The following is a 26,961-nucleotide window of genomic DNA, read 5'->3' as shown; positions in this document are numbered from 1 at the left end:
GCCGCAGACCGGTGCCCCCGATGTCGACTGATGCCCGCCATCGCTTTCCGCTCGCCTTAGCAGTAGGCGAGGAAACCCGCAGGACCCCGACACTCGCAGGCGCAACGATGGTTGAGACGGAGATTCGGGAAGGAAGCCCTTCGTCCTTGTCCGAGACGGATGCCACTGAACGGCATGGACGCCAGTGTCGATGGTGTCGACGCCCCCTGAGTCGATACAACAATGAGCCGTTCTGCAGCGCTTGTTCGCGACATGTACCAGCTACCTCTTCGCCACCGCCCCAGGTGGAGCCAGAGGTTTGGCAGCGAGCGGACGTCCGGGAAGCTCTCTGGGCCCGTGACTTTGGCCGAGTGTGCCACCTTGTGCGAATCGGAAGCTCACTACGCCAGAGTGATATGGCGGAGCTCACGGGTCTGAGCCAGGCCTTCCTGTCCATGCTGGAGTCAGGAGTACGAAGACTTACCAACATCGACAAGATCGTCGAACTGCTTGCGGGACTCAACACTCCGGCGGAACTCACCGGCCCCATGCTCCAACCGCCGACAGCGGAAGGCCGACCGTGCGGCCCGTCACTCACAGGGAAGAAGGGGGGATGGCCGGCGTGACGCTCGGCCCGGTAGACCACTCCAACGACATCGAGAGGGTGCTGTTCGCGTAGAAGGGAAGGAGGGCCTTTTGGCCACTTCCGTGGCCAGAACCGTCGGAAGACCCGAGCGGTTGGCTATTGCACCAGGCATCCGAGGATTCAAACGAGATCGACGAAGATAGCTGATAAGCCAGCCGGTCAGATCGCACTGTCTTACGGCTCGCCGAGTCAGGCATCGATACCTTGCAAGACCCGTATGGGGACGTGGTCAGGTGCCCCGGACGATTAGATCGACGTGCGGGCCAGTGTGTCAGCAGTCGACGGATTGCAACTTAGCGTACTCACGTGATCCCGCGAATATCACCTCCGTGATATCACCCCCGAGATGTGCTCGCCCCGTGAATCCGGAGCACCCTCATGAGGGGCCCGAACTCCAGGCCTGCACAGCACGACATCAGATCCGAAATACGCCGCGCCAGCGACAGGAGATGAGTGCCATGCCGACACCACGACGAAACAAGAACGATCACCTGCTCTACGCCGACGTCGTCGATTCCAAGCAGAAGGCCGGAGTCTGGATGGGCGAGCGTGACGCCTTCCAGGCCAAGCAGGCCGAGATCCTGGAAGCGGTGAAGGACCAGGCGGACTGGGTCCCGGTCGAGAACGCCATCCTGGTGGTCAGCACCGAGCCCGCCGGCATCACGGTCATCGCCCCGAACCCGACCCTCCCCGGCGTGATCGTCCTCGCCGACGGCGGCTCGCCGGAGGCCTCAGCACAGCTGCAGGCCGCCGGCGAGGAGCTCGTCCGCAAGGTCATGGCCGAGCGCGGCATCCTCGAAGAGGAAGCCGCGTAACACAGGTGGTCACCTCACAGCTCCTGTGGGGGAAGTACATCCAGTACGTCCGGGATGGCGAGGGCGCCCTCCTCGACCCGGTCACGCTGGACAGTGTGTACCTCAACCGCGGGGAGGTCACTGACCTCTCCGCGGTTCCCCCGACCGCGACCCACAAAGCTCTCGCCGAGCTCGGCTTCACACCTGACAGCCCTCGCGCTGATCAGCGTGAAGCACTCCATAACCGGCTCCACCAACTCGACCTGAATCCCGTCCCCGTACGGATCAGCGGCTTACGTGTCGTCCTCACCGACGCCTGCAACATGAAGTGCAGCTACTGCTTCGTCGAGACCAACACCGGTAGTCCGGACATGACCGAGCAGGAAATCGCCGACGGCCTGACCTACCTCTTCGAGACGAACGCCGGTCGCGACGAGGTAGCCATCCAGTGGTTCGGCGGCGAACCGACGACCCGGTTCGACCTGATGCAGCACGGGGACACCCTCGCGGACTCTCTCGCCGCGCGGTACAACGTCAAACGGGTCCGCCGAACAGTCGTCACCAACGGGGCCCGCATCACCGACGCCATGATCGAGCACTTCGCCCGGTACGAGTACGGCGTCGGGATCTCGATCGACGGACCGCCCGCCATCAACGCCGAACATCGGCGGCTCCTGGGCGGGCAACCGGCCGACGACCGGATTCGGCGCAACGTCCGCCGACTCCTCGACGCAGGCGGCATCCACGTGGGCTGCAACCTCACCCCCACACCCGCGAACATCGGCCGCCTGGCCGAAACCGTCACCTGGATCATCGACGATCTCGGGTTGAAGTTCATCTACGCCAACACCCCGATACCCACCAGCGGACGCTGGACGGTCAAGGGCAAGGATCTGGCCAGGGAGCTGTACCAAGCACGCCTCGTCGCTCTCGGGCGGGGCGGGATGATGTTCTCCGTCCTCGACCGGGCATTCCAGGCCCTCGACCGGCGCCGCCCCATGCTCTTCGACCACATTCAGAGCGACCGGACCCTGAACGTTGCCCTGCTGCCCGGCAACCGAGTCAGCCTCTGCGACATCAACTTCACCGCACCCTCCTTCCTGCACACCCTCGACGAACTGCGTGCGGACCCGAACCTGCTGGGCGGCATCGCCAAGAACGTCGCCCCCATCCCTGAATGTGGCCAGTGCCCGGCTCTGGCGATCTGCGGGGGGCCCTCGCGCAACGAACAGCTCCTGATTCGCGGAGACCGGCCGGACCCGCAGATGTGCGACTTCTACGAGAGCACCGTGGAGATCGCCGTATGGGACAGCACGGGGGTGCAGTGAACACCGTCACCCGCCCCGAGCACCCTCCCTCGCCGGCCCGGCAGCGGTTCCGCTCCGCACTCATCAGCACCGCCGGCCACTGCAGGATCGCCTGCGGATTCTGCTTCCGAGCAGACCGGGCCCACGGCTTCCTCGACATCCCCACGTACACCCGGGCACTTTCCCGGCTGAAGGAGACGGGTGTCGAAGCGATCTGCCTGACCGGCGGCGAACCCACGCACCACCCCCAACTCCGCCAGCTCATACGGCTCGCCCACCAGTTCGGGATTCCCGTGTCGATCGTCACCTCGGCCCGAGACCCCGAAGACGTGGACCGGTTAGCTGGCAGCGCGCGCCTGCTCGCGAACGTCACCGTGTCCGCCGACTCGGCCGGTGCCATGGAACTCGGACGCACGACCCGCTCCGTGGCGTCGGCGATCGCGACGCTCGATCACGTCCCCACGGCAGAGAGAGTTCTCCACCTCACGTACTGGAAGCTCACAGCCCAGGAGTGCCAGGACATCTACAAGCGCGTCGACAAGTCAGGAGTCCAGATCCAGCTCAGCCCTGTGGCGCTCGACGACACGGCACTACAGCGGGCCGGCTCCACCTTCTACGGCTACCTTGCCCAGCAGAGGGAGGACGCCGATCTCCTCGGCCGCTACTTTCAGCTCACCCCGCGGTTCCGGGAGCACCTCACCGCCCTGCGAGCCATGCAGTTGTACCCGTGGCGACGCCCCTTCTGCGCGTCCGCGACGCTGTACGTGTCTGCAAGCGGCGAGATCCGCCGCTGCCCGTACGGCAAAACGGGGGTGAGCGTCCGCGCGCCTCGCGCGGAGATCAGTCGCTTCCTCGACGCCGAACCACAGGACCGGACCACCCCAGAGTGCGCGGCCATCTGCCGCGCCGACGACACCCCGTGAGTGGACGATGACGACCCCAGTCACCACACCAGAAGAGTTCATCGAACGGTGGCGGACCCCTCCCAACAAGCGTGTCAACAACGCCCTCACCGCCACCGGCTTCAGCTTCCCGCCCGCCCTTGAGGTCCTCGACGCCGTCCGACAGGACGAGGAAGCGCGCTTCACCATCCTCGGAGACGAGGACTGGTCCGTACGCATGGAACGTACGTCGGCCTTCCGCACAGCCCCGGTCGAAGAAGTGGCCACCTGGACGTTCCGCCTCGTCCACTTCAACCTCACCCGCTTCTACGACGGACTCCTCAGCGGATTCCAGGAGCAGGTCATGGTCCCCTGGCGTACCCAGTTGTCGAGCTGGGGGTTCACGTGGCAACGGTGCGCGCCGCTGCTGTTCATCTCCACGGGCGGTGCCTCGTCGACGTACCACAACGACAACTCGCACGGGCTCGTGTGGCAGGTCGAGGGCACGAAGACCTTCCACAGCTACAGGGACCCCGACCAGCACCTCACGGCCGAGGCCGCTGTGGTGGGCGAGACCACCGCAGAAGAACCGCCCGAACACGACCCAGCCGACCGCGAGTCCGTACGGATGGGGCCCGGTGACCGGCTGTGGAGCCACGCTCTGACCCCGCACTGGGTGACCACCGAGTCCCCGCTCGCGATGAGCGTCACCCTCTCCCACGGCGGCCTATGCCGCGAAGGCCGCTTCGCGGAGCGCGAATTGGCACTCCGCGCTTACTGGGACCAGCACCCAGACGAGGCGTGGAAGCTCGATCTGCGTAACGTCCGCTACTGACCGGGCCGGGGCCGCTGCACCCTTCAGAGGGTGCAGCGGCCCCGGCCTTTGGCGGTGACTACGGGGTGAGCCGGTTAGGACCACGGAACAGGAAGGTGGCCTCCCGGATCGACTCAAGGCCGAGCATCACCATCAGGACCCGCCCGAGCCCCATGCCCAGACCGCCGTGCGGCGGGCACCCGTACCGGAACGCGTTCAGGTAGTCCTGCAACGACTCGGTGCCCATACCCTTCTCCGCAGCCTGCTTCAGGAGCACGTCGTAGCGGTGCTCGCGCTGCGCTCCGGTTGTGACCTCCAGGCCCTTCCACAGCAGGTCGAAGCTGAGCGTCACACCCGGGTCGTCCGCCGGCCGCATGTGGTAGAAGGGCCGGATGCTTGTCGGATAGTGGGTAATGAACACCCACTCGTGGCCGGTCTGTTCTTTGATGTGCGCTGCGATCCCGCGCTCGCCCTCCGGGTCCAGGTCCTCCTTCACTCCCGCCGGGTCCCAGCCTTTGGATCGAAGGATCTCCTGTGTCTCAGCCATCGTGATCCGCGGGAACGGCGTCGTCGGCACCGTGACCTCGACACCGAACGTCTCCTGGATCGCCTCACCGTGTGCGTCGGCGACCTTGGCGATGGCATGAGTAAGCATCTGCTCCTCGAACACCATCACGTCCTCGACCCCGTCGATCCACGCCAACTCCACGTCCACGCCAGTGAATTCGGTGGCGTGCCGGGAGGTGAACGACGGCTCGGCGCGGAAGACGGGCCCGATCTCGAAGACCTTGTCGATACCGGCCGAGATCGCCATCTGCTTGAAGAACTGAGGCGACTGAGCCAGGTAGGCGGAGCGGTCGAAGTAGCCGAGCTTGAACACCTCAGCGCCGGACTCCGAGGCGGTGCCCATCAGCTTCGGGGTGTGCATCTCGGTGCACCCCTGCCGATAGGCGTACTCGCGCATCCCCTGCTCGAACGTGGTCTGCACGGCGAACAGCAACTGTGCCTGGGGCCGACGTCGTACGTCCAGGAACCGCCAGTCCAGGCGATGTTCGAGTCCGGTCTGGTCGTCGATGGGTAGTGGTGTCTCTGCCCGGTTCAGAACTTCGACTGATTCCGGGAGGATCTCCAGGCCGGCGAGTTTCACGATCGGGTTGTCCACCACGCGACCGGTGATTCGGACCGCAGACTCAGGTGTCAGCCCCTCCAGCGCGGCCTCGACCTCGTCGCCTTCGCCGCCGCGTTTGTGGGTTACCTGAACCATGCCGGTGTGGTCGCGCACTACGACGAATTGCATTTTGCGCTGCAGGCGGAGCGTGTTCACCCAGCCCGATACGGAAACGGTCTGTCCGACATGTTCTCGCAGGTCGGACACCAGTACACGGTTAGTCGTGTGGATCATCGCAGCCCTCCAAGGGGCGTCGTCATGATCCCTTGGGGGCGCGGACGAGAAGGGTACTCGCGGTGCCACCGCGCCTTTACCGCAGCTCAAAGAGCTACAGCCTCATTCATGCCCGATGACGGGGGCCAGCCGGCGGGGCATTAGGCCTTCCATGGGCCGTTCCTCCCCGCGCTCAGGAGGGTCTTCACCTCGGGACGCAAGGCCGCCTTCCCAGCTACCGGCGGCTCTCTCTGCTTGCGTGATCCCGCAGCTACTTGTCTCCTTCAACGCATTGGTGTTGAGCATAGCCGGGCAGGCGGGGATACGACAGCAAGATCACGCGAACGAGGCAGCCTGACACTAATCGGCCACCTTCGAGGGCCCATCCCGCACCCTTTGCTACGCCAGGCCCGCAGGAGTGGCGTACAGCCGTGACAGGGGCCCGCTGCCTTCCAGGATCTTCACGAGCCGTCGCTCCACGCCATCGTCACGGATCGAGTCCGGGGGTTCCTGGCGAGCCGACCGGGCCCTGGACTGCATCCCTTGACCAGGACGCCCCGCCCCCAGGGCCGCGACATTCCAGTCATCCGGCAGGCCACGCACCATCCTTGCCGCAGGTCTCACCATGCCGGCAGATCCGCGGACCTTTTCGCCAAGGATTTCTTGGGAGATATCACGGGAGTGATTTTTGGCAGATGTAATCGAGCTCTACGCTGTGTTGGTCAGGTTCTCGCACGAATTCTCCTCCCCCAGGGAGAGGGCGATCTCGGATGTGACTGCGATCTGTGCGACTCGGCATACGTTATTGCCCAGGCTAATATCGATCTGCTCTCGCGATAACGATCCTACGCACTCATAAATGATCGGCGAATGTGAACACCGGGTGCGAACTGTCGTCCCGACTTTTCATCGCCGACCCTGCATGAGTGAATCAGCGAAAGGAGCCCTCACGATGGAAGGAATATCCGCGCCCGAGAATTCGGTTGAGGTAGTCTCAACCTTGAAATCGGAAGCGCCCGACCGCAGTATCAAGTACGTTTTCAAGACGTCGGATAGGGCTACCTTCGAAGCCGTGCAGCTCTGGGAGGGAGAGCACCAAGCCTATTCAGTATGCATGTCGGCCCAAGCAGGATGCAGGTATGGCTGCACGCACTGCGCCACTACCTTCGCCCGCACGCCCTTCGTTCGAAATCTACAGGCGGAAGAGATCACCTCTGCGGTGGAGCAGTTGGACGACGAGGTGCGGACTGAGCAAGGCCCCCTCGCATGGGTTGATTTCGCCGGGGTCGGGGATGCTGCCGCCAACTGGACTCACGTCACTGCCGCCGCGAGAACGATCGTCGGCCGCGAGTTGGCGCGGGAGGTGAAGGTGACCAGCATCGCGCCGCAGGCTTGGGTGCGTAATCTCCTGAAGCCCAACGCTTGGCTCCCGGAGCGCTTCATGTTCTCGCTGCACGGTGCCGATGCTGCTCAGCGCAGGATAGTCATCCCACGCGCGGACGACCCTTCCACCGTCTTGCCTCTGTGGGCGGCCGTGGCTGAGATGCGTCCGGTGCGGCTGAACTACGTTCTTTGCGAGCACAACACGCGACCCGAGGATGAGGCGGCGCTGATCGATCTACTCGCTCCCTACGCCGGACGCTTCCTCCTGTTGCGGCTCTCCAGTTTCAACCCGGTACACGGCAGCCCCCTGCGCCCAAGCCCGCGAGAAGAAGCATTCATCACCGCTCTCTCCCATGGTTTGACCGGCTGGACGGTCTCCCACCACTTGTCTGCCGGCCGGGAGTCGGCGGCTGCCTGTGGGCAGCTTCGTTCAGACATCCTGGAACTCGCTCCGCCAGCTAGGCGCCCAGAGCTGTAACTACGACGAACACCATGACCTCATGCGCGATCAGGCAGCAGGCGATCCTGGGTAGGCCTCTTGCCTGTTCAGAGCCGCCTCTCACCCGCACGTGAGCACGGTCGCCGTCGGCTCGCCCGCCCTGGCCATTCACATTCGCCCAGTTGAGGTCAGCATGCGCCGGTGACCACTCCCTGATCGTTGCCGTCGAGGATTGGTGATCAGTATGTTCTTCTCGCCGAAGGTTGGGACGGCAGGGCCTCAGGGGGTTTGATGCTGGACACGCTTGTGACTACGGCCGCTGGTGCGCTTTCCGCCACAGCGGGTGTGCTGGTCGGCGGTATCGTCACGCGCCGTGCTCAAGATCGTCAGTGGACACGGGATCACCAGCTTGCCGCCTACCAGGAACTGTTCAACCACTACGCCAAGTTCACGATGGAGCTCAGGCGAGCGCATGGTGACCGGCGCGGCTGGGATTACGACTGGGGCGAGTGGAGCGCGGCCTTGATACGCGTAAGCCTGGTCGCCCCCGCGGAAGTTGCGGCCGAAGTCGACAACTTCGGCCGCGCCATCAACTCCTTCCTGGACCAGGTGGAGCGAGGCGAACGCACTCCGCTGCGTAACCCGCTGAGTCTAGAGGAGTTCGAACAGGCCAGGCAGGCACCCGCCAAGGCACAGGCGAAGCTGGTCAACGTCATACGACGTTCACTGCGCAATGATCACAAAGGGCTGTCCTTCGGAATCGGTGGGTAATACAACGTCTGCAGCTTGGTTGGCGGATCGCAGGGCTTACGCAGACTCGAACTCGGACTCTGCAGTTCGCTGGCCAGGGGGCGCTGTCGGGGCCTTGGGGCCACGAAGGATTGGGCCCGTGAGTTCGATCGGCACATCGAGGCCGTCGAGGAGCAGGACGATCTTGTCGATGTTGGTGAGTCTACGCACTCCGGATTCCAGCATCGATAGGAAGGCCTGGCTCAGGCCGGTCAGTGTGGCCAGATCATCTTGCCGGAGCGAACCGAGTCTTCGGACAAGTAAGCAGACGGTCCCGAAGTCTCTCTCCTGGAGGGCTAATTGGATGTCACTTGACTCCCAGACGTGCTCCGGTACACACGGTTGAGCCCCCGGGGCTTCCCCCCACGCTAGCCGGAGGCATGCATTGCAGTGTGCGTCGTCGTTGTATCTACTCAGGTGGCACCCGCAACCGTGACAGCGACGCGGATGTCCCGTCATCCCGGGCGCCTGGGCAGTGCGGAGTGCCGACACGGAGATCTTCTCCTTGGTGAACCGAGATACCGATGGGGGCGATGGGCCGCGTTCGCGCTGTCCCCGGCCGACGTTGTCCGTGAACAGTGGGAGCGTCGCCTTACTGGGGCGTTGGGCGGCACCGGCGGCGAGGTTGTTCCTGATCCGAACGTGCGCGGTCTACGAGGCTGGGTCTTCCGCGGACCCACGGCGCTCTCTGCGCGCTTTACTCAGGGCTCGACGCAACGCGGCGGGTTGCGTCAGAGCCCTGGGTGAGCTGGGCAACCTGTGCCAGTGGAGACCGGGAGGCTCGGTCTTGCCCGCTGGCGGGACGATAACGTGGCACTTCAGGCCAAGGGCGACCGTCCCAGGCTCTTCCCAGTCCGCGGCGGCACCCGCGGGGACGAGGAAGTAGAGACGAGGCTCCGGGTCTTCAGGCGCGAGAACCACTGGGCCCATGGGTTCGCCGGCGTCGGTGAGGATGTCCATCGCTCGGAGGCCGATGGCCTCGACTGCGCGAATGGCGTCCCACCACTGCCCTGCGGCACACAGTTCGGGCTCCTCGCCGATGGGCATCCATCGAGGCGGAGGGGCGGATGCTCTCGGGTCAGCATCAGACATCATGCGAATGGTCTCCCCACAACTGGTTGTGAGAAGACCATTCCATTCTGCAAGCTCCGTGAGCGGACAGACTGTCCGGGGGATCCCTCCGCGAACCCCCTTGACGTACCGTCAGGCTGTGGTAAGTCCCGCCCAACTCCCGAAGGCAGAAAGTTCGTTGGAAGGATGCGTCTCCAAGCGCAGCAGGGCAGACGTCGTCTCGCGGACAGACGGGTGGAACCTGACGTGGTTCGGTGCCACCTTGCGCGCCCGCTGAAGGTCAGCGAACGCCCCTGCCCTGTCCCCTGTCGTGAGCTTCGCCGAAGCCACGTCGATGAAGTGGTGGCTTGACCGCTCGCCAACCGTCGTTGAGGGCGGCATCCACTCCCCGCCAGAGGTGGGGGCCCACTCTCCAAGCCGCGCCAGAGCCTGCTCCGTGTCACCCATGTCGATCATCGCGTGCACTTCATGGATGCGGATGTTCGTCGGCCCGAACGACATCTCGTACGCGAGGGAATCACGGTCGCCGGCCATCCTGGACACCTGCTCCGCCTCCCGCAGGTACTCGCTCGCACGATCGGGGTTGTTCTCCCGCGCTTCGAGCACAGCGAGCTTGAGCAGGAGAGCGCCGTCCACTGCGAGCGCGTCCTCCGTGTACGAGCGTTCCGGCTGAATTCGCTCAAGCTCGCGTCGCAGCGCCAGCAGCTTGCGGCGAGCGGAACTGTAGGCGCCCTGGCGAAGCATCGCGCCGGTAACCAGGTAGGCGGCAGTGACCTGCATCAACGGGTCACGGGACTGGTCCGCGGCCCAACGGACGCGCTCCAACGCGGTGGTGGAGAGATCGTGATGGCCCAACTTGTGCGCCAGAGAGTTGACCGCCCGGTAGGCGCGGGCGAGATGCCAGAAAGCAGATCGTTCCTCATCACCCTGGGCACTGAGCGCCACATGCGTCAGCTCGGTGATGATCGGTGCCAGGAGCGGCCCCATAGGGGCGTAACGCGCATCACGGCGCAGAGCCGCGATCTGGTCCACTTCCGAAGCGAGCACCGGCAATCCGCGGGGAGCGATATCCAGCTCATCGGGTGTGTCGTAGCACAGCATGATCCGCCGGAGCTCCGGGATCACCGCGTGAACGCCGTCCTCGGCCTCCGGCTCACCGTAGTACGGCTGCCCCGTGAGAACCTCGACGCCGAAGTGCAGGGCCTTCGCGAGCGCCAGAACCAACGAGAGCGGCGCCTTTCGCTTCCCGGATTCAAGCTTTTCGATGTAGCTCGGTGATACGGCGACTTTCTGGGCGAGTTGAGCGACAGACAGTCTCCGAACCTTGCGGGCTATCCGGAGCCGGTCGCCCAGCGTCACGTTCTCAGCCATGGGCGGATCAATCCCTTCTCGACGGAGCACTCAGTTCAGGGTACGGACAAGGCCCCTCCTGGCGAGCCGCGTCGCCAAGTGTTTACGAGGGGGCCGCCGGTTGCCGGTGATCTTGGGAGTGATGTGTGGGCAGTAGCCGTCGCCAACAGCCCAATCTGCCAACCGACTGGCGTACCAGGAACGGAACTAACCGGCCCATTTAAGGCATTTGGGCTGGATCCAGTCGGGATGAACTGGCCTCGCGTCAAGTGCTGGAGCGCAGAAACCCACGGACAGATTGTCCGGTCTCGCTCACTACTCAGTGGCATCGTAGCTTCGCGCTCAGTTGCTGATTGAGGTTGAGGGCGACGTCTCCTCCCCCCAGGTCACGAGCTCATCCAGCTGACCGGCGAATCGAAGACAGCATCTCTTCACGCTGGCCGGAAACGCCTACTTGGCAATGCCGCCCCCCACTTCCACACTGCCCACCAGATTCACCACCGGGGGAAGGGGATCCGATGCCCAAGCGGAAGGGACGCCGCACCAAGGCGCAGCGGCAGCGAGAACTACGCCAACGGGCAGGCATAGCGGCGGCCGGGCTCGCGGCAGTGCTCTTCGTCCTTTGGCAGTCGCCGTGGCTCCTGCTGGGCCTCGCCGGAACAGGGACCGCGGGTGTCGCCGCCTGGCTTCTGTGGAAGGCCCACAAACGAGAGCGTGCCGGCGACCGCACGTGGCGCGAACAGGACCGGCGCATGGAACTGGAACGCTCCATGACCACCATCGACGCCATGACCTGGCAGGACTTCGAACACTACGTGGCCGAGTTGTGCCGCCGAGACGGTTGCACCAACGTCGCCGTGGTCGGCGGCTCAGGGGACCTTGCCGCAGACATCCTCGGTAACATGCCCGACGGGCGGCGCTTGGTCGTACAGGTCAAGCATTACGCGCCCCACCGCACGGTTCCCAGTGGCGACATGCAGAAGTTCGTCGGCATGGCCTTCAACGAACACCACGCGGACGTCGCCCTGTTCGTTGCCACCTGCGAGTACGGCAAAGCTGCACGAGGCCTCGCGATCAAGCACCAAATCGTAGCTCTGAACCGCAACTTGTTCGGCTCCTGGAATAGCGGAGCGCCACTGGAATCGCTCCTGTCCTTGAGCGGGACCGGCGGCGGTGTGCCCCGCCGACGGTCGGCAAGAAGACGCCCGGAAGAGGCTTCCTGATCTCTCCACGAGTGTGTCTGCAGCCTCCGCTGTCTGCCGTGGAGATCGCTTGCGGGGTGGTGGCCCCCACTGGGTGGATCGGGAGGGACGGACACCGGAACTCGGTGGCGCCAGAGACCGCAATTCCCTCACGCTGAGGGAATGCCGAACACGATCACCCCGCGCCTCCAGTACAGCTCCACAGCCGTACGCCCGCGCTGGGCCGACCTGCCACGGGACGTCCGTCGGCTTGTCTCCCGACGCCTGGGCGGCACGGTGGATGCCGGGCCGAGCGCCGGAAGCGGGTTCACCAGCGGCTTCGCCGCCGTGCTCCATGGCGCCAACGGGTCCGAGTTCGTCAAGGCGGCCAACGCCCTGGACAACACCGTGATTGCCGACTGCTACCGGCAGGAGGCGCTGATCAACACGGCGCTCCCCGCAGAGGTTCCGGCGCCCCGCCTGCGGTGGATCGAGGAACAGGCAGACGGGTGGATCGTCCTGGGATTCGATGCGGTCAATGGAGGCCGCATGCCCAGCGCGCCGTGGAACGCTGACGAACTCGCAGCGACGCTTGACGCCTACACGGTCACGGCTGAAGCACTCTCCACGCCCTCCGAGACACTCCAGCAGGTCGGCCTCAAGTCGATCGGTGACGGCAACGACTTCGCCGACTGGCGCGGCCTCGTCAGCGGCACTTCCAGTGTGGAAGCCCTGCCGGCATGGGTGCCGACCAACCGGCTGGAAACCTTGGCTGCCTTGGAAACCCAATGGCGACAGGCTGTGGCTGGCGATGCAGTCCTCCACCACGACCTGCGCCAGGACAACGTCCTGCTCGACACGAACGGAGCTGCGTGGATCTGCGACTGGAACTGGCCGTGCCTCGGGGCGAGTTGGTTTGACCTCGTGCTCCTCCTGGCCACAGCGCACGCCGACGGACACGATGCCACGGCCCTCTTCACGAGCCACCCCACGGCCCGAGAAGTCGACGATCAGCAGCTCGATGCGGCCCTGGCCGCACTCTCAGGCTTCTTCCTGGTCTCCGGAGCACAACCCCCAGCGGACTGGTCCCCGTACATTCGCCAGCACCAGACCTGGTGCGGCGAGGTCACGCTGCGATGGCTGGCCAACCGTCGCAGCTGGACGTTCTGACCGGCAAAATTCGTCCAGGGGCCAGGATCAGTCACGCCGTTCCGCTGCGCCGATAGCCGACCCACAAACGCCCGCCTGCCTGTGCCAGGACCTCGTCCACCACATCGACAAGGTCCTCACACCGCCCATCCAATGCCTCACGGACTGCGTCATGCACGCGCGCGTCGAGCCCTGGCACAGTGATCTCAAGACGGCGGGCCAGCCACTTTCCGCCGCCACTCCACGCCCCGCCAAGTGCCAACGCCAGCTCGCCGGTCCGGCGCGCCAGTTCTGTGGCGATAAACAGCCGCTCGCCCTGATCGACGCCTCCAGCAAGATCGTCCAGGAGATCCGTGATCGCATAGCGGTAATCCTCAAGCTCCTCGACAGTCACAGCGGGTGGCCCTGCGGCGGCCAACATCCGTGCCTCGGAGGCGAGACGCTCGCCAACACCGTCCCTGTCGAAGAGCAGCAGTCCGTCCGCGCACATCCACAGCAGCGGCGACCGGCGCTTCCGTACCTCCCGCTCCACGAAGGCGTGCCACGTCTCCTCGGTATGCACGAACAACTCCACCGGCCATTCGCCATGCTGAAGGCTCTCCCGGTAAGGAGCCGGCGCTCCGTGCAACAAGACCACGATGTCGAGGTCAGACGTCGCCGTGCGGCGCTCCGTGACGACACTGCCCCCGAGGAACGCTGCCCGAGCGGCAGGATGACGTTCCTCTACAACAGCGCGTGCTGCGGCAACCGGATCCATGCAGCCACTATCCGTACTTCCTGCGTAGGGTGCACGCGGATTCTTCGACGGGACCGGAACACTGTCCATCGACAGGGGGCCGTCCGGGTGAGCGGTCATTTCAGGTGGCTATGCCAGAGCGGCCTGGTCGTAAGCCGCTCAGGCCGCTTGATGCTCAACTCGCGGACGTACATCGGCTATTGGTACGGCTTCCGCTACAGCCAGGTGGGCGCTGCCGGCACAGGTGACGATCGCCCTCTCTGCAGGCACGTCGCCCTGCGAGGACGTCAAGGTTGCGGCCTGCTTCGTAGAGGTGGGGATCGCCAGTTCGAACCAAGTGATCTTCCCCGCTGTGCATGGGTTCGACCCCCACTCCGTTGCCAATGCGGCGACGAGGAATAGGCCGCGGCCATGCTCGTCCGTGGACAGTGCCTGTGCCGGAGTCACCGGAGTGGGATCGGCGTCAGTGACTTCCACGCGGAGCCGCTCTCCTGCCCACCGTACGCACACCACGCACGCGGCTTTCGTGTGCGTGACCGAGTTCGCGACCAGTTCCCCGGTGAGCAGCTTCAAGTCGTGGATCAGTTCCTCGCCCAGACTCAGCCCAAGCCGCCGAGCGCGGTCCGCAACACGGTCCCGTGCTGCTGGCACCGCTTCGACCAGAGGCGGGACGGTGAACGCGTAGGGCGATTCTTCGAGCGGGCGAGACATAGCTGGAACCTCTCGATGGGCAGGGGCTAGGGCGCCAACGCGATCTCCTATAAGTGAACGGATCGCTCGCCGACCTCACCGGGCAGCCCCGAAGGGCAACCGGGAGATCCGGAAAGAGCCCGGCAAGTGGCGGATGACCACCATCGGGCACAGGCAGCCCGACTCCCTATTCCTCTGGTGATATCACCAGAGGAATGTCAACGAGACTGCGCCAGCCGCTCACCTAAGGGCTGGCCCGTGACCAGCAGTTACGGGTCAGCCCTAGGTAAGGATGGGAAGCGCGGTCTACCGACAGCCTCGAACTGGTCGACATCCACGCCCTGGCCACCACCGTCACCCGGATCGCAGATGTCCTCATCGACGGCATCGCCCTCCAGGGACACGCCGACCTGGTGCGCGACTTCGCGGCCCAACTGCCCATGCAGGTGCTGTTCGAGATGTTCGGCAGCCCACCTGACATCGGTCGGCGCATCGTGCAGGCCCTGGTCCAGCTGTTCGACACCGCGCAGGACGCCGTCCAGGCCAATGCCGAGCTGTGGGGGCCGCCTGCCTGGAACTGGCGCACCTCAAGCGCCGTCAGCCCGGGGCGGACGTCACCTCCTGGCTGCTGGCCCACCCGGCCCGGCTGACCGACGCCGAGATGATCCAGCAAATCCTGCTCGTCATCGGCGCTGGCACCGAACCGAGCACCAACCTGCTGTCGAACGCCCTGCTGTAGACCGCTGGGCAACGCCGCGTCCTATCGCCCTACTTGCCGGGATCCGGACCGCCGGCAGCCCGCACCAATACGACGTTCGACTTGGTGCGGTGATGGCCGACGCCGGAGATCCGTACAGCGCGCTCGGGTGCGGGATCTGAAGAACGAAGTCAGGGTTCGCTAATTAGCTGTTGTCGTTCCGATCTTGAGGGGTGTGTGTCGAACGGGAGTCTCGATCGGGTGGTTGCCGCCGGCTGCGGGCATGAAGGCAGGGCCTCTTGGTAGCTCGGGGTTGCGAAGCCAACCGAGATCCAGGAGACCCTGTTGCCGCAGTTCTACGTGCTCACGCCGGTGGAGTTCAACTCGGCTGCACTGACGTGTGATTGTGTCGCTCACCGGTTCGGAAACGCGGCCGATCACCCGGAACGTGTTCGGCGGTATCCCTCGGACATGACGGACGCGGAGTGGGCCGTGGTCCGACCGCTGCTGCCGGTGCCGGGCTGGCTGCGGGGCCGGGGAGGGCAGCCGGAGGCGTACTGCCACCGGGCAATACTCGATGCAATCCGCTACCTCGCCGACAACGGCATCAAGTGGCGGGCGATGCCCGCCGACTTCCCGCCGTGGGACCGCGTCTACGCGTTCTTCCGCCGCTGGCGCGATCACCTGCTGGTCAAGGAGTTCCACGACCGGCTGCGCGCCAAGGTCCGCGAGAGGGTGGGCCGAGACGTGGAGCCGACGGCCGGGGTGATCGACTCGCAGTCCGTCAAGGCGGACGCCGTCGTCGGCTCCGACAGCCGCGGCTTCGACGGCGGAAAGCTGGTCAACGGGCGCAAGCGGCACGTCGTGGTCGACACGCTCGGCCTGCTGCTGGGCGTGATGGTCACCGCCGCGGACACCGGCGACCGCGCCGCCGCACAGGTCCTGCTGCGGCAAGTCGCCGACGCGCACCACCGGTTGGAACTGATCTGGGCCGACGGCGGCTACACCGGCAGCCTCGTCGCCCACTGCCTCACCGTGCTCGCCCTGGTCCTGGCGATCGTCAAACGCAGCGACGACATGCGCGGCTTCGTGGTCCTGCCCAAGCGGTGGATCGTCGAGCGCCTCTTCGCCCACCTGATGCGCACCCGCCGCCTGGCGCGCGACTACGAGCGCCGCACCACCAGTGCCGAAGCGATGATCTACTGGTCGATGATCCTGCTCATGACCCGCCGCCTGGCCCGGCCACACCCGCAGTGAGCGTGAACCGGCCCGGCTCCCGCTCGGCCAGCCAGCCCCGCGCGACCAGGCGTTTCGCCTTCGACCGCAATGCCTCCACCCGCGCCGGCACCACGTCCATGCCGAACACCGCGGCCATCTCCTGGCAGGTCAGCGGACCTTGATGGAGCCGGTCCCGGTCTGCGAGCGCGGTGAGGATGCGCTGATAGTCCACCGACAGCACCGCCCAGGCCAGCCCCTCACACCACACCGGCACCTGCGACTTCGACTTCGCCGCGGTCGGCGCTGACGATGTCTCCTCGGCCTGTCCCATGGCCGGCGCTGTCCCATCGGTCTGGGCGTGGCTTTGCCCGGGCTCGTCCACGGGGGCCAGTACCTCGCCGACCCGCGAGCGGGCGATGGCCCACTCCTGCCATTCCCGCTCGGCCACAGCCAGTTCGGCCTGGATGCGGTCGGCCTCCTCCCTCAGCCCATCCACGCGACGGCGGGCGGCGACCTCGCGCTGTTCCAGCAACCCCACGACCGACGGCATCCACGACCTCCACCGCAGCGACGACACGACATGCCACCACTCCCACGGGAACGCCCGCCCTATGCCCGACCAGCGAAAACGCAGTCCTCAAGCCCGGAAAGACAACAGCTACTAAGGCTCTCTTCCTTCCGCGCCTTTAGAGGTGCCCCCGCAGCGACCGAAATGGACCTGACAAGGCAGGCTGGCCCCGCCTCCCCTCAGAGGCATTCAAAGATCAATTAAGGGCCGTCGCTCAATTTCGATCTTGGTGCCCAGTTTGTGGTCTATCGCATGGGTGACCTTCGCTACATGTCCCTCCCGTGTGGATCACGGTTTCGTCCTTGTAGAGTCAGGCGCAGACAGGCGTGCTGGCCGACCGCCACGCACCCCAAGGCGCAAGTTCCTGGCTACCAGCGCCTCGCGTACGAGTATCGGGATTGAGCTGGCGGCAAATATCGGTGGTATTTCTAGGGAGCGACTATGCGTTGGCGTCGAGGCCCTTCACAGCGTGCCTTCATGAAGGAATGCGAAAGACTGCTCGTGGGCCTCCCTATCCCCACGCCTTTCAGCGTTGAGGCCCTGGTGCGGAATATGGAAGTCCTGCTGGGTCGCCAGATTCGGCTAGTGCCACTGGGTGACCCCGACGAAGGTCTGGGCGCAGCGTGCGGTCTTCGGGTCAAAGCGCCGGAGTTCACGATCATTCTCTATCGTCGCCGCTCAAGTCGAAATCAAACCGAGCACATAATTCTCCATGAGCTCGTACACGAATGGCTGGATCACGGGACTTGCCTGACGGCTGTCGAGATCGAGCGATACGTCCCTGAACGAATTCGCCAGGAAGTCCTTCGACGTTTTCCGTCGACCCTGGTCCAAGGGCGCGTCGATTTCGATAGCCCCGAAGAGAAGCAAGCCGAGCTTTCGGCCTCGTTGATAAAGCGATTGGCGCGCCGACAGTCGGTCACAGGAGATGACATGGTAAGCCTTCTAGAGAATTCGCTTGCTCACCCAGTCGCTCCTCCACGGCGTCGAATCTAGCCGCGAGCACTTGGCGAGGACCTAGGCATATTTCCGGCCTCGCGACCTCCGCCGCGCCCCCGCAGTCCGCTTACTGGCAATCACGTCTGCACTCAACCGACCTTGCGGGTCGACAAAATGCAGCCCGCGTAGAGATCCACTGGTTCCGTGTACGAATACTTTCAATATCTGACTGCGGCAGTCATGACCGTTATCGCCATCTGGCGATTTCCTGCAGTTCGGTACGGTGACTCTCACCGCAGGGCGCTCTGGGGCGGCTATGCGGGATTCGCCATAGCCCTGTGCCTCTACACGCCAGCAGCAATGAATGCGGTGGACCGCATTCCCGTGGTGGACCTGAGCGCCCTCCTCAGGCACTTTGCCAGTACGGCTGCGATCATGGCAGCCCTGACTTACGTCGCCACCAGCTACGGAAAGAGCACGGAGGCAGTCGTGCCTCGGCATGTCGCGGTCTCCCGCTGGATTGCCCGCGCATCGTATAAGGCGGGGGCGATAGGCGTCATTCTGCTCACGGTCCTGTTCTTCACCGTGGTGGATCGCGACACGCCAAGCAAAAATTTCCTCATCGACCATGCGGGAGAATGGGGAGCTGCGGTCTACATGACCGTCTTCTACTTCTTCCCGCTTATCACGACCGCGGTTTGCGGTTACCAGTGGACGAGAGCTGCGCGACAGGCCGAGAGCACGAGCATGCGCGTCGGGCTGGGTTTGATGGGAATTTCGATGTGGATGGGGCTGGTCCATACAGCGGCCCGTATCACCATCCTTTGGGTTGAGGTGGCCTTCCCCCTAAGCCTCTCCACAGTTCAGTTCCTTGTGGATGCCACATCGATATGGATGGACCTGCTCTTCCTGATCGTTGCCGCAGGGGCGAGCATTCCCACCACCCGCGCGGCAGTAGCCCGGTGGAAGACATGGAAAACTCTCTACAGGACTTATCCGCTCTGGTTTGACCTGGTGCAGGCTTTTCCTGGGACGAGCCTGTATCCACCTGGGCGGCGCATTGCGGAACTCGTGCATATACACGTCCCCATCGACGTCCGCCTGGACCGATGGACTCAGGATATTGCCGACGCTTGCGAGAAGCTGCGCCATTATGCTCCACGAAACCTGATGTTCGCCGCAGAGGACATTACCGCCTCAAACTCTGACCCTGAGCCGACCGCAGAAGCGTATTGGATTAAGGCGGCACTCCTGGCCGCTGACATCACACCAATCCGTCAGCATGCTGCTGCGCCTCTGAGAGATAAGCCGTTCGTTGACACCGACAGTGAAGCAGCGTGGCTCGTGCGGGTCAGCACGGCGTACTCGCACATCACCACGGATCAGGCGCAGAGGCTTCTCCTGCGCTCCGAAAGAGTGGAATCCGAAGTGGATCAATAGCTTGCAATAGACCAACTGCCCGGAACTCGGGGTCAATCGGGATATTGATCTTGAGTGGCAGGCTTGTGAGTGAGATTCGGCACCCTCGACTGCACGAACTGGACTGGTACCGTGGGTTGAACGGACTGATAGGCCCTGTTCCGCCCAGTAAGTGATGAATGGACTCTGGCCTCGTGACGCACAGTGTTGTCGTCGCCATATACAGCCGAGTCTGTGACGCTGTCCGCAGTCTGGATGGACGTCCGAAATCCCAGCAATGGAGTTCCCGCATGTCCAACCGCTGCACTGGCCTCATCCTCGATTTCGGAGGCGTGCTCACCACCCCCCTGTTGCCTGCAGTGCTTGCCTTCGAGCAGCGCGAGGGACTTCCGCAGGGCGCCTGCCTAAGGGCCCTGTACAGGGACGACGAAGGCGTCCGGATCACCAGCGACCTTGAGCGCGGAGCCGTCTCCCAGACGGAGTGGAACGCGTTCGCCGGCAAGATGCTTGGTGTGGACCCCGATGGTCTGATGGGTCGCATCTTCGGTGACCTTCGCCCTGAGCCGCTGCTGATCAACGCGGCTGCCGCGGCGAGGCGAGCCGGGATCAAGGTGGCCATCCTGTCCAACAGCGTGGGGCTGGCTCCGTGGGACCTGTACGAGGGCTACGAGCTTGAGCGGCTGTACGACGTCGTGGTGATCTCCGAGCAGCACCTGATGCGCAAGCCTGACCCGAGCCTCTTCGAGATCACGCTCAAGCTCATGGATCTGCCGGCCGAGCAGTGCATCTTCGTCGATGACACCGAAGCGTACGTTCAGGCAGCAGAGCAGCTCGGCCTCGCAGGGGTGCACAACCAGGACCCCAAGCAGACGGTAGCCACTCTCTCCGAGCTGCTCGGCGTGGACCTCGCCGGGTCGTAGCTAGACGGGCGTCCTGTGCCCAGAGGTCATAGCCACAGCTAAGGGACTACGGCGTCGCCCATCCTGGGGCGACGCCGTAGTCCCTTAGCTGTGTCGGCACCAGTCCGGCTGTGACGTAGCTCGTGCCGACTTGCTCCACGCTCGGACGACGGCCCGCAGCAGACGCGCAGCCTGCAGAGCGGAACGTCTCGGATGCGCAAGCTCGCGGGTGCCGTCACTCCCCGTCCTGCACCTCTGGCAGCTTGTGCTTCAGCTCTCCGACGAGTTCGTTGATGTTGGCCATCATCCCGGCCGACAGGCCCCCGCTGTTGCCGCGGGCAGCCAGGCCGAGGATCTGCCCTCGGTGAATCGAGCTAAGGAAGCGGATCGCCTCCAGGAGTTCGCGGGCCGCAGGGTCGACCTCGGCGTCGTCCTGGAAGAGAGCGGCGTCGACCTGGAGCGCCTCGGCTAGGCCGGCACGCACTGCGTCGGAAGCCTCGGTTGTGGCACCCGTGCGAAGGGCGACGATGTCGTCGGTTGTGACAGCTGTCACGCCTGCGTGATCATTGACGACCCGCGCGATTTCCTCGTCAGAGGGCGCTTCCTGGCCCACGTACCCGTACTGCAGGAGATAGTTGATCTTTTCTCCGATCGTGCGGAGGGGTGCGGGTGCCTGGTCGTCGCGCGAGGTCCTGGAGCGAAGGTCGAACGAGCAGTCCTGGGCGGCCAGCAAATCCGCTTCGGTCACCCCGTACGCCTCTGCGAGCGGCTGCACGTAAGCATCGCTCAGCCTGCGTCGGCCGGATTCGGCATTGTTCACTGGGACGCGGCTTGTACCGATGATCGCAGCGGCTTGCGCCACGCTGAGACCGGCGTCGCACCTTAGGAGCTGGAGGTCCGGCGGGCCGTCGTGGGGGAAGAGAACATCGAGCGGCTGACTGAGCGCCGCTGCAATCGCTGGGAGCTTCTCGCCCTTGGGGAAGTCCTGGCCGCTCTCCCACCGCGCGACAGTCGGGCCGCTGACACCTACCTTGGCCGCCAACTCCTTCTGGCCAAGGTCCTTGCCCCGCCGGACGGCACGCACGCGACTGCCGTCGAACTGACGTGGGGTCACATGAACTCCTGCAGCGTGGCGGTCAGGCTGGTCGGGGCGGCGTTTGTGGCAACTGTAATCCAGGCTTGATACATTCGCGCAACTAACGTACGTTCCTGTATCGCACCTGTTGATCGGGCCCCGAGCATCAAGTGTGCCAGCCCCTGGAGGACCTCTATGCATGTTGCGTTGTCGTGGCTACTTGCGCAACGCGCCGTCGCATTCGGTACCCAGTCGTTGTCGACCGATCGCGGGAGCACCTTCCCCGATACCCGCTGTCGCCAGCCCTGTGCGACGGGTTAGGGCCAGGGATGGACTTGTTCGCGGGTGTCTACATATGTTCGTCGTCCCCCGCCGGGCAGCGACCCGGGGAGGGGCGGAACGAGCAGATGGAAGGCAGGGAGGAAGGGGGTGGTGCGAATGCGAGCGCACGGTCCGTGACGTAGCGCACCAAAGAAAACCGGCGCCCGGGAGCTACCAACTCCCAAGCGCCGGGCCGGTACCCCCCCAAGGGCACCGATTCACATCTCGCGGGCGGCGGGGCTTTTGCACGAGAACCGCCGCACCGCACTCCTACGAACAACGGAGTATCGCATGCTCGCCACGCCGAGCGGAACTCTGGCATGCCCGGACAAGGCCCGCCAGCACCGCCTCGCGGCACAGCTCGCCGACATGATCCCCGGGGCGGCGACCATCCGCGTCAGCCTCACCGACCCGAAGCAGACGTGGCCCCACCCGCACGCCATCGCCAAGGACGCGGACGGGGAGACGATCGAGCTGAGCCGGACGACCGCAAGGATCACGGCCCGATGGGTCCTGCGGGTCTGGCCGGACGCGGACTGGACCCGGCCCCACACCTTCGACCTCGCCGCCGCGACCCTCACCCGCAGCGACCTCGCCGCTGTCAGTCGGGGCCTCTGACATGGCGCGGATCCGAACCATCAAGCCGGAGGCGTTCGTCTCCGAGTCGCTCGCCGAGGTGAACGTCGAGGCCGAGCGGACCTTCTTCGGCCTCCTCACCCAGGCCGACGACCACGGCCGCCACCGCGACAACGCCGCGATCATCGCGGGGCTGCTCTGGCCCCTGCGGGCCGAGCACACCTCAGTCCACGTCGAGGACGACCTCCAGCAACTCGCCAACGCGGGCCTGATCTGCCGGTACACCGGCTGCGACGGCCGCCGGTACCTCCACATCGTGACCTGGTCCGAGCACCAGAAGATCGACAAACCCAGCCAGTCCCGACTGCCCTCCTGCCCGCAGCACCACGCCACTGACCGGTGCGGCCCCTGCAAGGGGACCTGCACGAGGCGTACCGAGGCGTCGCCCACCCCTACCCGAGGGCTCGCCGAGGCTTCGCCGAACGCTCCCCGAGCCCTCGATCTGCCCGCGCGGCCCGCTCCGATGCCTTCCGCCGCCCGACGCGAGGGCCCGACCGCACAACAGGACGCCCTCGTCGGCCTCGCTGGCACCCCTGACCGTCCCGGCGCGAAACCCGCAGGTCAGACGGCATTCCCCGAGGACTCTCCGAAGCCTCCCCGAAACCTCGGAGAGGGCTCGGCGCCTGGATCTAGGATCTTGGATCCTGGATCTTCATTCCCTACGGGGCGCACAGCGCCCGACGCCACCGTCTCGGCCAACGACCTGATCGGCGAGTACGTCGCAGCGTGCGACGAGCGACCGCCCAGCGACGTGATCGGACACCTCGGGCGCATCGCCAAGAAGCTCCTCGGCGAGGGCATCGCCCCGGAGCACGTCCGCGCCGGACTGCGGCGCTTCGCGGAGATCCAGGGCCACCCCAGCCGCCTGCCGAGCCTCGTGAACGACGCCATGAACGCACGGTCCGCCGGTTTGGCGCGGCCGGGAATCCGGCCTACCGTGCCCGCTCACCAGGCGTGGACCAACCCGGTCGACGCTGCCGCCGCCTACGCCGAGGAGCTGTGATGCGCACCCACACCCGCGACCCGCAGACCCTCGGCGGCGCAGGCACCCTGGACCGGATGGCCCGGATCCTGGCCGCCCGCAACATCGACCCCGTAGCCGTCGCCGCCCTGGCCGACGAGCCCGAGCCCTACTCCCCGCTGGACGCCCTGTTGGCCGCGATGCCCCCGCGCTACCAAGGCGCGGTCGCCGACCACCCGCAGGTCCTGGACTGGGCCCGGGACGTCGCCCAGCAGGCCGTTGCCCCGAGCATCGGAGCCCGCCGGCAGGTCACCACCGGCCCGAGCCTGCTGATGGCCGGGGTAGTCGGCGCGGGCAAGACCCACCAGGCGTACGGCGCGGTCCGACAGCTGGTGAAGACCGGAGTGGGCGTGCGCTGGCGCGCGACCACCGCCGCCGACCTGTACGCCGACCTCCGCCCCCGGCCAGGAGCCGACAGCGAGCGGGAGCTGGCGGCCGTCAGCCGGTGCCCGCTGCTGATCATCGACGACCTCGGCGCTGCCAAGGCGTCCGAGTGGGTCGAGGAAGTGACGTACCGGCTGATCAACCGCCGGTACAACCACATGCTCCCGACCCTGATCACCACCAACCTGGCGATCAAGGACCTCCGGGCCTACCTCGGCGACCGCGTCACCTCCCGACTCGCGCAGATGACCACCCGGGTCGAGTTCGAGCCGGTCGACCGCAGACGCCACCACCCCGCCGCCTGATCCACCGCAGGCCGCCACGCCGGGCCGCGCCTTCAGCGCGCCGCCCCATGCACCTCCCGACCCAGCGCACTCCTCCGCCGACGCCACTGCACGCGGAGAGCGATCGGAGCAACCCGCATGACCACCACGACGATCAGCCCTGCCCGCCACCGGTCGCTCGGTGACCACACCTGGCAGGACCAGGCCGTCTGCCAGAGCACCGAGCACAACCCGGTGGACCCCGAAATCTTCTTCCCGGAGCCCGACGAGACCGACAGGATCACCGCCGCGAAGTCGCTGTGCGGCCAGTGCCCGGTCCGCCGCACCTGCCTGGACGCCGCCCTGGAGAGCGGCGACACCAACGGCATCCGGGGCGGACTGACCGAGGAGGAGCGCGGGCCGCTGCACGCGAAGCTCTCCCACCGCCTCGACTACAGCCGCGTCAACGCCACCGTCGCCGGGCGCGACGTCCACCTCACCAAGGACGAGCGCCGCGCGGTCGTCCACGCCGCATACCACCACGGCCTCACCGAACAGCGCCTCGCCTGGCTCCTGAAGATCACCGAGGAACACGCCCAGAAGCTGTACCGCGAAACCCGCCGAGCCATCCGCAACCGAGACCTGGAGCAGACCACGAAGACCACCCCGCCGCCCGAGACCGATGGCGAGCGCCTGGGCCGCGATGACTTCGGGACGGCGGCGTGAGCATCGTGAGCGCGCCGAGCACGGCGCACGTCACCGGGTGGGACCGCGCGGTCGTCATCGCCCTCGGCGGTGCGGGATGCGCCCTGTCGTACGACGCCCTGCAGCAGATGGCCGTCGCCATCCACGTCCGGGGCCTGCTGACCTACCTCTTCCCCTTGGTGATCGACGGGTTCATCGCCTACGGCATCCGCGCCTTGCTGGTCCTGCGCGAAGCACCGCTGCGAGCCCGGCTCTACGTCTGGACCCTCTTTGGCACGGCCACCGCCGCCAGCATCTGGGCCAACGCGCTGCACGCGGTCAGGCTCAACGAAGAGAACGCCTCGGCCAACGGGCTGCGTCTCGGCGACACGGTGGTCGCCGTCCTGTCCACCATCGCTCCGCTCGCACTGGCCGGAGCGGTCCACCTGTACATCCTCATCGCCCGGGGGCCGGTCAAGGACAGTGACCGAAGTGACCGCGACGACCTCGGTCAGGCCGGTCACCCCGGTCAGCCCGAGCGCATTGCGGTCACTCGGGCTGACCGGGCTGGCCAGCCGCAGCCACATCCCGGTCAGGTCGACGCCGGACAGCCGGTCACTGCCCTGACGGACCGGCCCCGCCTGTCCCTGGACAAGCAGACCCCGGACGCCCCCCGGACACTGACCGGGGACAGCGCCCCGGAGGACAGCAACGACCCGGACACCGGTCACCGCGACCGGGAGCTCAACACCACTGACCTGGGCGGACAGCCGGACACCGCCCCGGCGGTCACTGACCGACAGCCCGTCAACGAGCCGGTCACCGGTCGCCCGGACAACCTCCCGCCGGTCACTGGTCGGCCGGTCGCTCCGCCACCGGTCACTGACTCGGACACCCGGCCAACCGGTGACCGGCGACCTGACCCGGACACCGAGGAGCTCCTGGAGATAGCCCGGTCAGCGGTCAGGGCCGAGGACAAGCTGACCCGCAAGGTGGTCGCCCAGGCGATCCGCGGTCAGCAGATCCCGCTGTCCAGCGACACGCTGACCGCCCTGATGGTCCAGCTTCGCCAGCAGCACGGACAGTCGGTCACCACCTCCCGGAACTGACCGCACACCACATGGGGCGCGTGACCAGCCGGACACCTCGGCCGGTCACCCGCCCCTGGACACGCGCCCCACGACCTCCTGAAGGAACCGGAGAGCACCGCCATGCGTACGAACCCCGCCACACCGTCAGAGGTGGACTCCTGGCTAACCGTCCTGCACCAGCGTGGCCACCTCCACCGTGCCGAATCCGGTCCCGACAGCACCTGGACCGTGCAACGACACCGACACAGCCGCCCCTGGACCCTGCACCACCCGGTCCTGGCCATGGACTGGATCGAGGAAGTCGTCCGCGGCATCCACCAGCAGGACGCGGAGACGGGCCGGTGACCGCCAACGACCCGGTGGCCACCACGTCCGGACCGCAGCGTGACCCCAACACGGCTCCTGGCGGAGCAAGTTGTCGCATACGACGGTCCTACGGCCCGTCGTATGCACTTGCCCCCGCCCAGGGGGGCGGGGGAAGTCCGGCTGGTCCCCGAGCGAGGGCGCACGGGGACCAGCCGGACTCCCGGCACCAGGGGGCGCCGGCCGTGGGAGGAGAAGCAGACGACCGCCCCCCGCGCGAGCAACAGAGCACGAGCCAACCCGCGTTCCCCGACCGCAAGCCGCGCCGACGCACCCGCAACCCGAGCCAGCGCACCCACAAGACGACCACCCGCCTGTCACACACCGAGAAGACCGAGATCACCGCCGCCGCCAAGCAGCGCGCCGTCACCGTCGCCCGTTTCCTCGCCGTCGCCGGCCTCGCCGTCGCCCGCGGTTCGACCACCGCGCACACCAACGAACAGGTCGACGCCGCCATCGACGAGCTCGCCGCCCTGCGCACCGCCATCTCCCGTGTCGGCAACAACATCAACCAGATCGCCTTCGTCTACAACGCCGGAGGACAGCCCCGCCCCGGCGAACTCGACCACGCCCTCACGACCTTGACCCGCATCCTGGCCCACGTAGACGACGCAGCCGACACCCTGGTGAAGAAGCGCCTCTGATGGTCCCCAAGATCCGACGCGGCTCGCGCACCCACGGCCTGCTCGTCTACCTGTATGGCCCCGGCAAACGCGACGAGCACACCGACCCCCACCTCGTCGGCAGTTGGGACGGCTTCGCCCCCGACCCCGGCCGCGACACCAGCCCCGAC

Annotated in this window: 27 protein-coding genes; 20 read left to right on the top strand and 7 right to left on the bottom strand. The window is 65.9% G+C overall.

Annotation, left to right across the window (positions count from 1 at the left end; genetic code table 11):
- Nucleotides 1-20: 20 nt before the first annotated feature.
- From AOK08_RS48340 to AOK08_RS00440, 5 genes are all read left to right on the top strand, one after another.
- Nucleotides 21-605: a helix-turn-helix domain-containing protein gene (locus tag AOK08_RS48340; RefSeq protein ID WP_338400105.1), complete on the top strand. Its 585-nt coding sequence runs from the start codon at nucleotides 21-23 to the stop codon at nucleotides 603-605.
- Between the two features lie 478 nt (nucleotides 606-1,083).
- Nucleotides 1,084-1,440, top strand: a complete 357-nt coding sequence (locus AOK08_RS00455; protein WP_046707975.1) for a hypothetical protein — start codon at nucleotides 1,084-1,086, stop codon at nucleotides 1,438-1,440.
- Between the two features lie 5 nt (nucleotides 1,441-1,445).
- Nucleotides 1,446-2,747, top strand: a complete 1,302-nt coding sequence (locus tag AOK08_RS00450) for a radical SAM protein (RefSeq protein ID WP_241826741.1) — start codon at nucleotides 1,446-1,448, stop codon at nucleotides 2,745-2,747.
- Nucleotides 2,744-3,649, top strand: coding sequence for a radical SAM protein (locus tag AOK08_RS00445; RefSeq protein WP_055522481.1), 906 nt, complete (start codon nucleotides 2,744-2,746; stop codon nucleotides 3,647-3,649). The genes AOK08_RS00450 and AOK08_RS00445 overlap by 4 nt, the downstream gene beginning before the upstream one ends.
- A 7-nt stretch (nucleotides 3,650-3,656) precedes the next feature.
- Complete coding sequence (locus tag AOK08_RS00440) at nucleotides 3,657-4,442, top strand: hypothetical protein (RefSeq protein ID WP_055522479.1); 786 nt, start codon at nucleotides 3,657-3,659, stop codon at nucleotides 4,440-4,442.
- 58 nt (nucleotides 4,443-4,500) lie between these two features.
- Here AOK08_RS00440 and aspS read toward each other — a convergent pair whose 3' ends face one another.
- Entirely contained in the window at nucleotides 4,501-5,823 is a 1,323-nt protein-coding gene (gene aspS / locus AOK08_RS00435; protein ID WP_055522477.1) for an aspartate--tRNA(Asn) ligase, read from the bottom strand.
- Nucleotides 5,824-6,754: 931 nt separating this feature from the next.
- Here aspS and AOK08_RS00430 point away from each other — a divergent pair.
- On the top strand, nucleotides 6,755-7,663 hold the full coding sequence (locus AOK08_RS00430) for a hypothetical protein (protein ID WP_157876503.1): 909 nt from the start codon (nucleotides 6,755-6,757) through the stop codon (nucleotides 7,661-7,663).
- 252 nt (nucleotides 7,664-7,915) lie between these two features.
- Complete coding sequence (locus tag AOK08_RS00425; protein WP_046703855.1) at nucleotides 7,916-8,395, top strand: hypothetical protein; 480 nt, start codon at nucleotides 7,916-7,918, stop codon at nucleotides 8,393-8,395.
- 36 nt (nucleotides 8,396-8,431) lie between these two features.
- Here the strand turns inward: AOK08_RS00425 and AOK08_RS00420 are convergent, their stop codons facing one another.
- Both AOK08_RS00420 and AOK08_RS00415 read right to left on the bottom strand, forming a co-directional pair.
- Nucleotides 8,432-8,872, bottom strand: a complete 441-nt coding sequence (locus tag AOK08_RS00420; protein ID WP_079053724.1) for a helix-turn-helix domain-containing protein — start codon at nucleotides 8,870-8,872, stop codon at nucleotides 8,432-8,434.
- A gap of 744 nt (nucleotides 8,873-9,616) precedes the next feature.
- Entirely contained in the window at nucleotides 9,617-10,855 is a 1,239-nt protein-coding gene (locus AOK08_RS00415) for a helix-turn-helix transcriptional regulator (protein ID WP_046703854.1), read from the bottom strand.
- Nucleotides 10,856-11,352: 497 nt separating this feature from the next.
- Here AOK08_RS00415 and AOK08_RS00410 point away from each other — a divergent pair, with 497 nt between their 5' ends.
- Together AOK08_RS00410 and AOK08_RS00405 are read left to right on the top strand one after the other, a co-directional pair.
- Complete coding sequence (locus tag AOK08_RS00410) at nucleotides 11,353-12,057, top strand: restriction endonuclease (protein WP_052769546.1); 705 nt, start codon at nucleotides 11,353-11,355, stop codon at nucleotides 12,055-12,057.
- A 141-nt stretch (nucleotides 12,058-12,198) separates the two neighbouring features.
- Nucleotides 12,199-13,185, top strand: a complete 987-nt coding sequence (locus AOK08_RS00405; protein WP_046703853.1) for a phosphotransferase family protein — start codon at nucleotides 12,199-12,201, stop codon at nucleotides 13,183-13,185.
- 31 nt (nucleotides 13,186-13,216) lie between these two features.
- Here AOK08_RS00405 and AOK08_RS00400 read toward each other — a convergent pair whose 3' ends face one another.
- On the bottom strand, nucleotides 13,217-13,921 hold the full coding sequence (locus AOK08_RS00400) for a nucleotidyltransferase domain-containing protein (protein ID WP_046703852.1): 705 nt from the start codon (nucleotides 13,919-13,921) through the stop codon (nucleotides 13,217-13,219).
- A gap of 138 nt (nucleotides 13,922-14,059) precedes the next feature.
- On the bottom strand, nucleotides 14,060-14,611 hold the full coding sequence (locus AOK08_RS42475) for an ATP-binding protein (protein ID WP_078935252.1): 552 nt from the start codon (nucleotides 14,609-14,611) through the stop codon (nucleotides 14,060-14,062).
- A gap of 535 nt (nucleotides 14,612-15,146) precedes the next feature.
- Here AOK08_RS42475 and AOK08_RS00395 point away from each other — a divergent pair.
- Together AOK08_RS00395 and AOK08_RS00390 are read left to right on the top strand one after the other, a co-directional pair.
- Nucleotides 15,147-15,329 carry a hypothetical protein gene (locus tag AOK08_RS00395; protein WP_055522473.1) on the top strand — a complete coding sequence of 61 codons (183 nt, stop codon included), beginning with the start codon at nucleotides 15,147-15,149 and terminating at the stop codon, nucleotides 15,327-15,329.
- Between the two features lie 429 nt (nucleotides 15,330-15,758).
- Entirely contained in the window at nucleotides 15,759-16,544 is a 786-nt protein-coding gene (locus AOK08_RS00390) for an IS5 family transposase (protein ID WP_079053723.1), read from the top strand.
- Here AOK08_RS00390 and AOK08_RS00385 read toward each other — a convergent pair.
- Nucleotides 16,507-17,055: a hypothetical protein gene (locus tag AOK08_RS00385; protein WP_055522471.1), complete on the bottom strand. Its 549-nt coding sequence runs from the start codon at nucleotides 17,053-17,055 to the stop codon at nucleotides 16,507-16,509. The genes AOK08_RS00390 and AOK08_RS00385 overlap by 38 nt on opposite strands.
- Before the next feature lie 1,161 nt (nucleotides 17,056-18,216).
- Between AOK08_RS00385 and AOK08_RS00375 the strand changes: the two genes are divergently transcribed.
- Together AOK08_RS00375 and AOK08_RS00370 are read left to right on the top strand one after the other, a co-directional pair.
- Complete coding sequence (locus tag AOK08_RS00375; protein ID WP_052769544.1) at nucleotides 18,217-19,452, top strand: MAB_1171c family putative transporter; 1,236 nt, start codon at nucleotides 18,217-18,219, stop codon at nucleotides 19,450-19,452.
- A 269-nt stretch (nucleotides 19,453-19,721) separates the two neighbouring features.
- Nucleotides 19,722-20,351 (top strand): HAD-IA family hydrolase, encoded by a 630-nt coding sequence (locus AOK08_RS00370; RefSeq protein WP_055522467.1) that lies wholly within the window; start codon nucleotides 19,722-19,724, stop codon nucleotides 20,349-20,351.
- 214 nt (nucleotides 20,352-20,565) lie between these two features.
- Here the strand turns inward: AOK08_RS00370 and AOK08_RS00365 are convergent, their stop codons facing one another.
- Entirely contained in the window at nucleotides 20,566-21,444 is an 879-nt protein-coding gene (locus AOK08_RS00365; RefSeq protein WP_046703848.1) for a helix-turn-helix domain-containing protein, read from the bottom strand.
- 573 nt (nucleotides 21,445-22,017) lie between these two features.
- Here AOK08_RS00365 and AOK08_RS00360 point away from each other — a divergent pair.
- The 7 genes from AOK08_RS00360 to AOK08_RS00330 all read left to right on the top strand — a co-directional run bounded on the left by AOK08_RS00360 (nucleotide 22,018) and on the right by AOK08_RS00330 (nucleotide 26,812).
- The gene (locus AOK08_RS00360; protein WP_055522464.1) at nucleotides 22,018-22,344 is read left to right on the top strand and encodes a hypothetical protein; all 327 of its coding nucleotides are present in this window, start codon (nucleotides 22,018-22,020) and stop codon (nucleotides 22,342-22,344) included.
- A gap of 1 nt (nucleotide 22,345) precedes the next feature.
- The gene (locus AOK08_RS00355; RefSeq protein WP_055522462.1) at nucleotides 22,346-23,365 is read left to right on the top strand and encodes a hypothetical protein; all 1,020 of its coding nucleotides are present in this window, start codon (nucleotides 22,346-22,348) and stop codon (nucleotides 23,363-23,365) included.
- Entirely contained in the window at nucleotides 23,365-24,072 is a 708-nt protein-coding gene (locus tag AOK08_RS00350; RefSeq protein WP_055522460.1) for an ATP-binding protein, read from the top strand. The genes AOK08_RS00355 and AOK08_RS00350 overlap by 1 nt, the downstream gene beginning before the upstream one ends.
- Before the next feature lie 117 nt (nucleotides 24,073-24,189).
- Nucleotides 24,190-24,756, top strand: coding sequence for a WhiB family transcriptional regulator (locus AOK08_RS00345; RefSeq protein WP_055522458.1), 567 nt, complete (start codon nucleotides 24,190-24,192; stop codon nucleotides 24,754-24,756).
- Complete coding sequence (locus AOK08_RS00340; RefSeq protein ID WP_055522455.1) at nucleotides 24,753-25,823, top strand: DUF2637 domain-containing protein; 1,071 nt, start codon at nucleotides 24,753-24,755, stop codon at nucleotides 25,821-25,823. The genes AOK08_RS00345 and AOK08_RS00340 overlap by 4 nt, the downstream gene beginning before the upstream one ends.
- 102 nt (nucleotides 25,824-25,925) lie before the next feature.
- Entirely contained in the window at nucleotides 25,926-26,150 is a 225-nt protein-coding gene (locus tag AOK08_RS00335; protein WP_055522453.1) for a hypothetical protein, read from the top strand.
- Nucleotides 26,151-26,353: 203 nt separating this feature from the next.
- A complete protein-coding gene (locus tag AOK08_RS00330; RefSeq protein WP_241826740.1) occupies nucleotides 26,354-26,812 on the top strand; it encodes a plasmid mobilization protein in 459 nt (152 codons plus the stop codon).
- The last annotated feature ends 149 nt before the right edge of the window (nucleotides 26,813-26,961 follow it).

This window comes from Streptomyces graminilatus (assembly GCF_001418565.1).
In the GTDB taxonomy this organism is placed as follows: Bacteria; Actinomycetota; Actinomycetes; order Streptomycetales; family Streptomycetaceae; genus Streptomyces; species Streptomyces graminilatus.
Note: the sequence above shows the minus strand (reverse complement) of the source record. Positions and strands in the feature narration are given on the sequence as shown.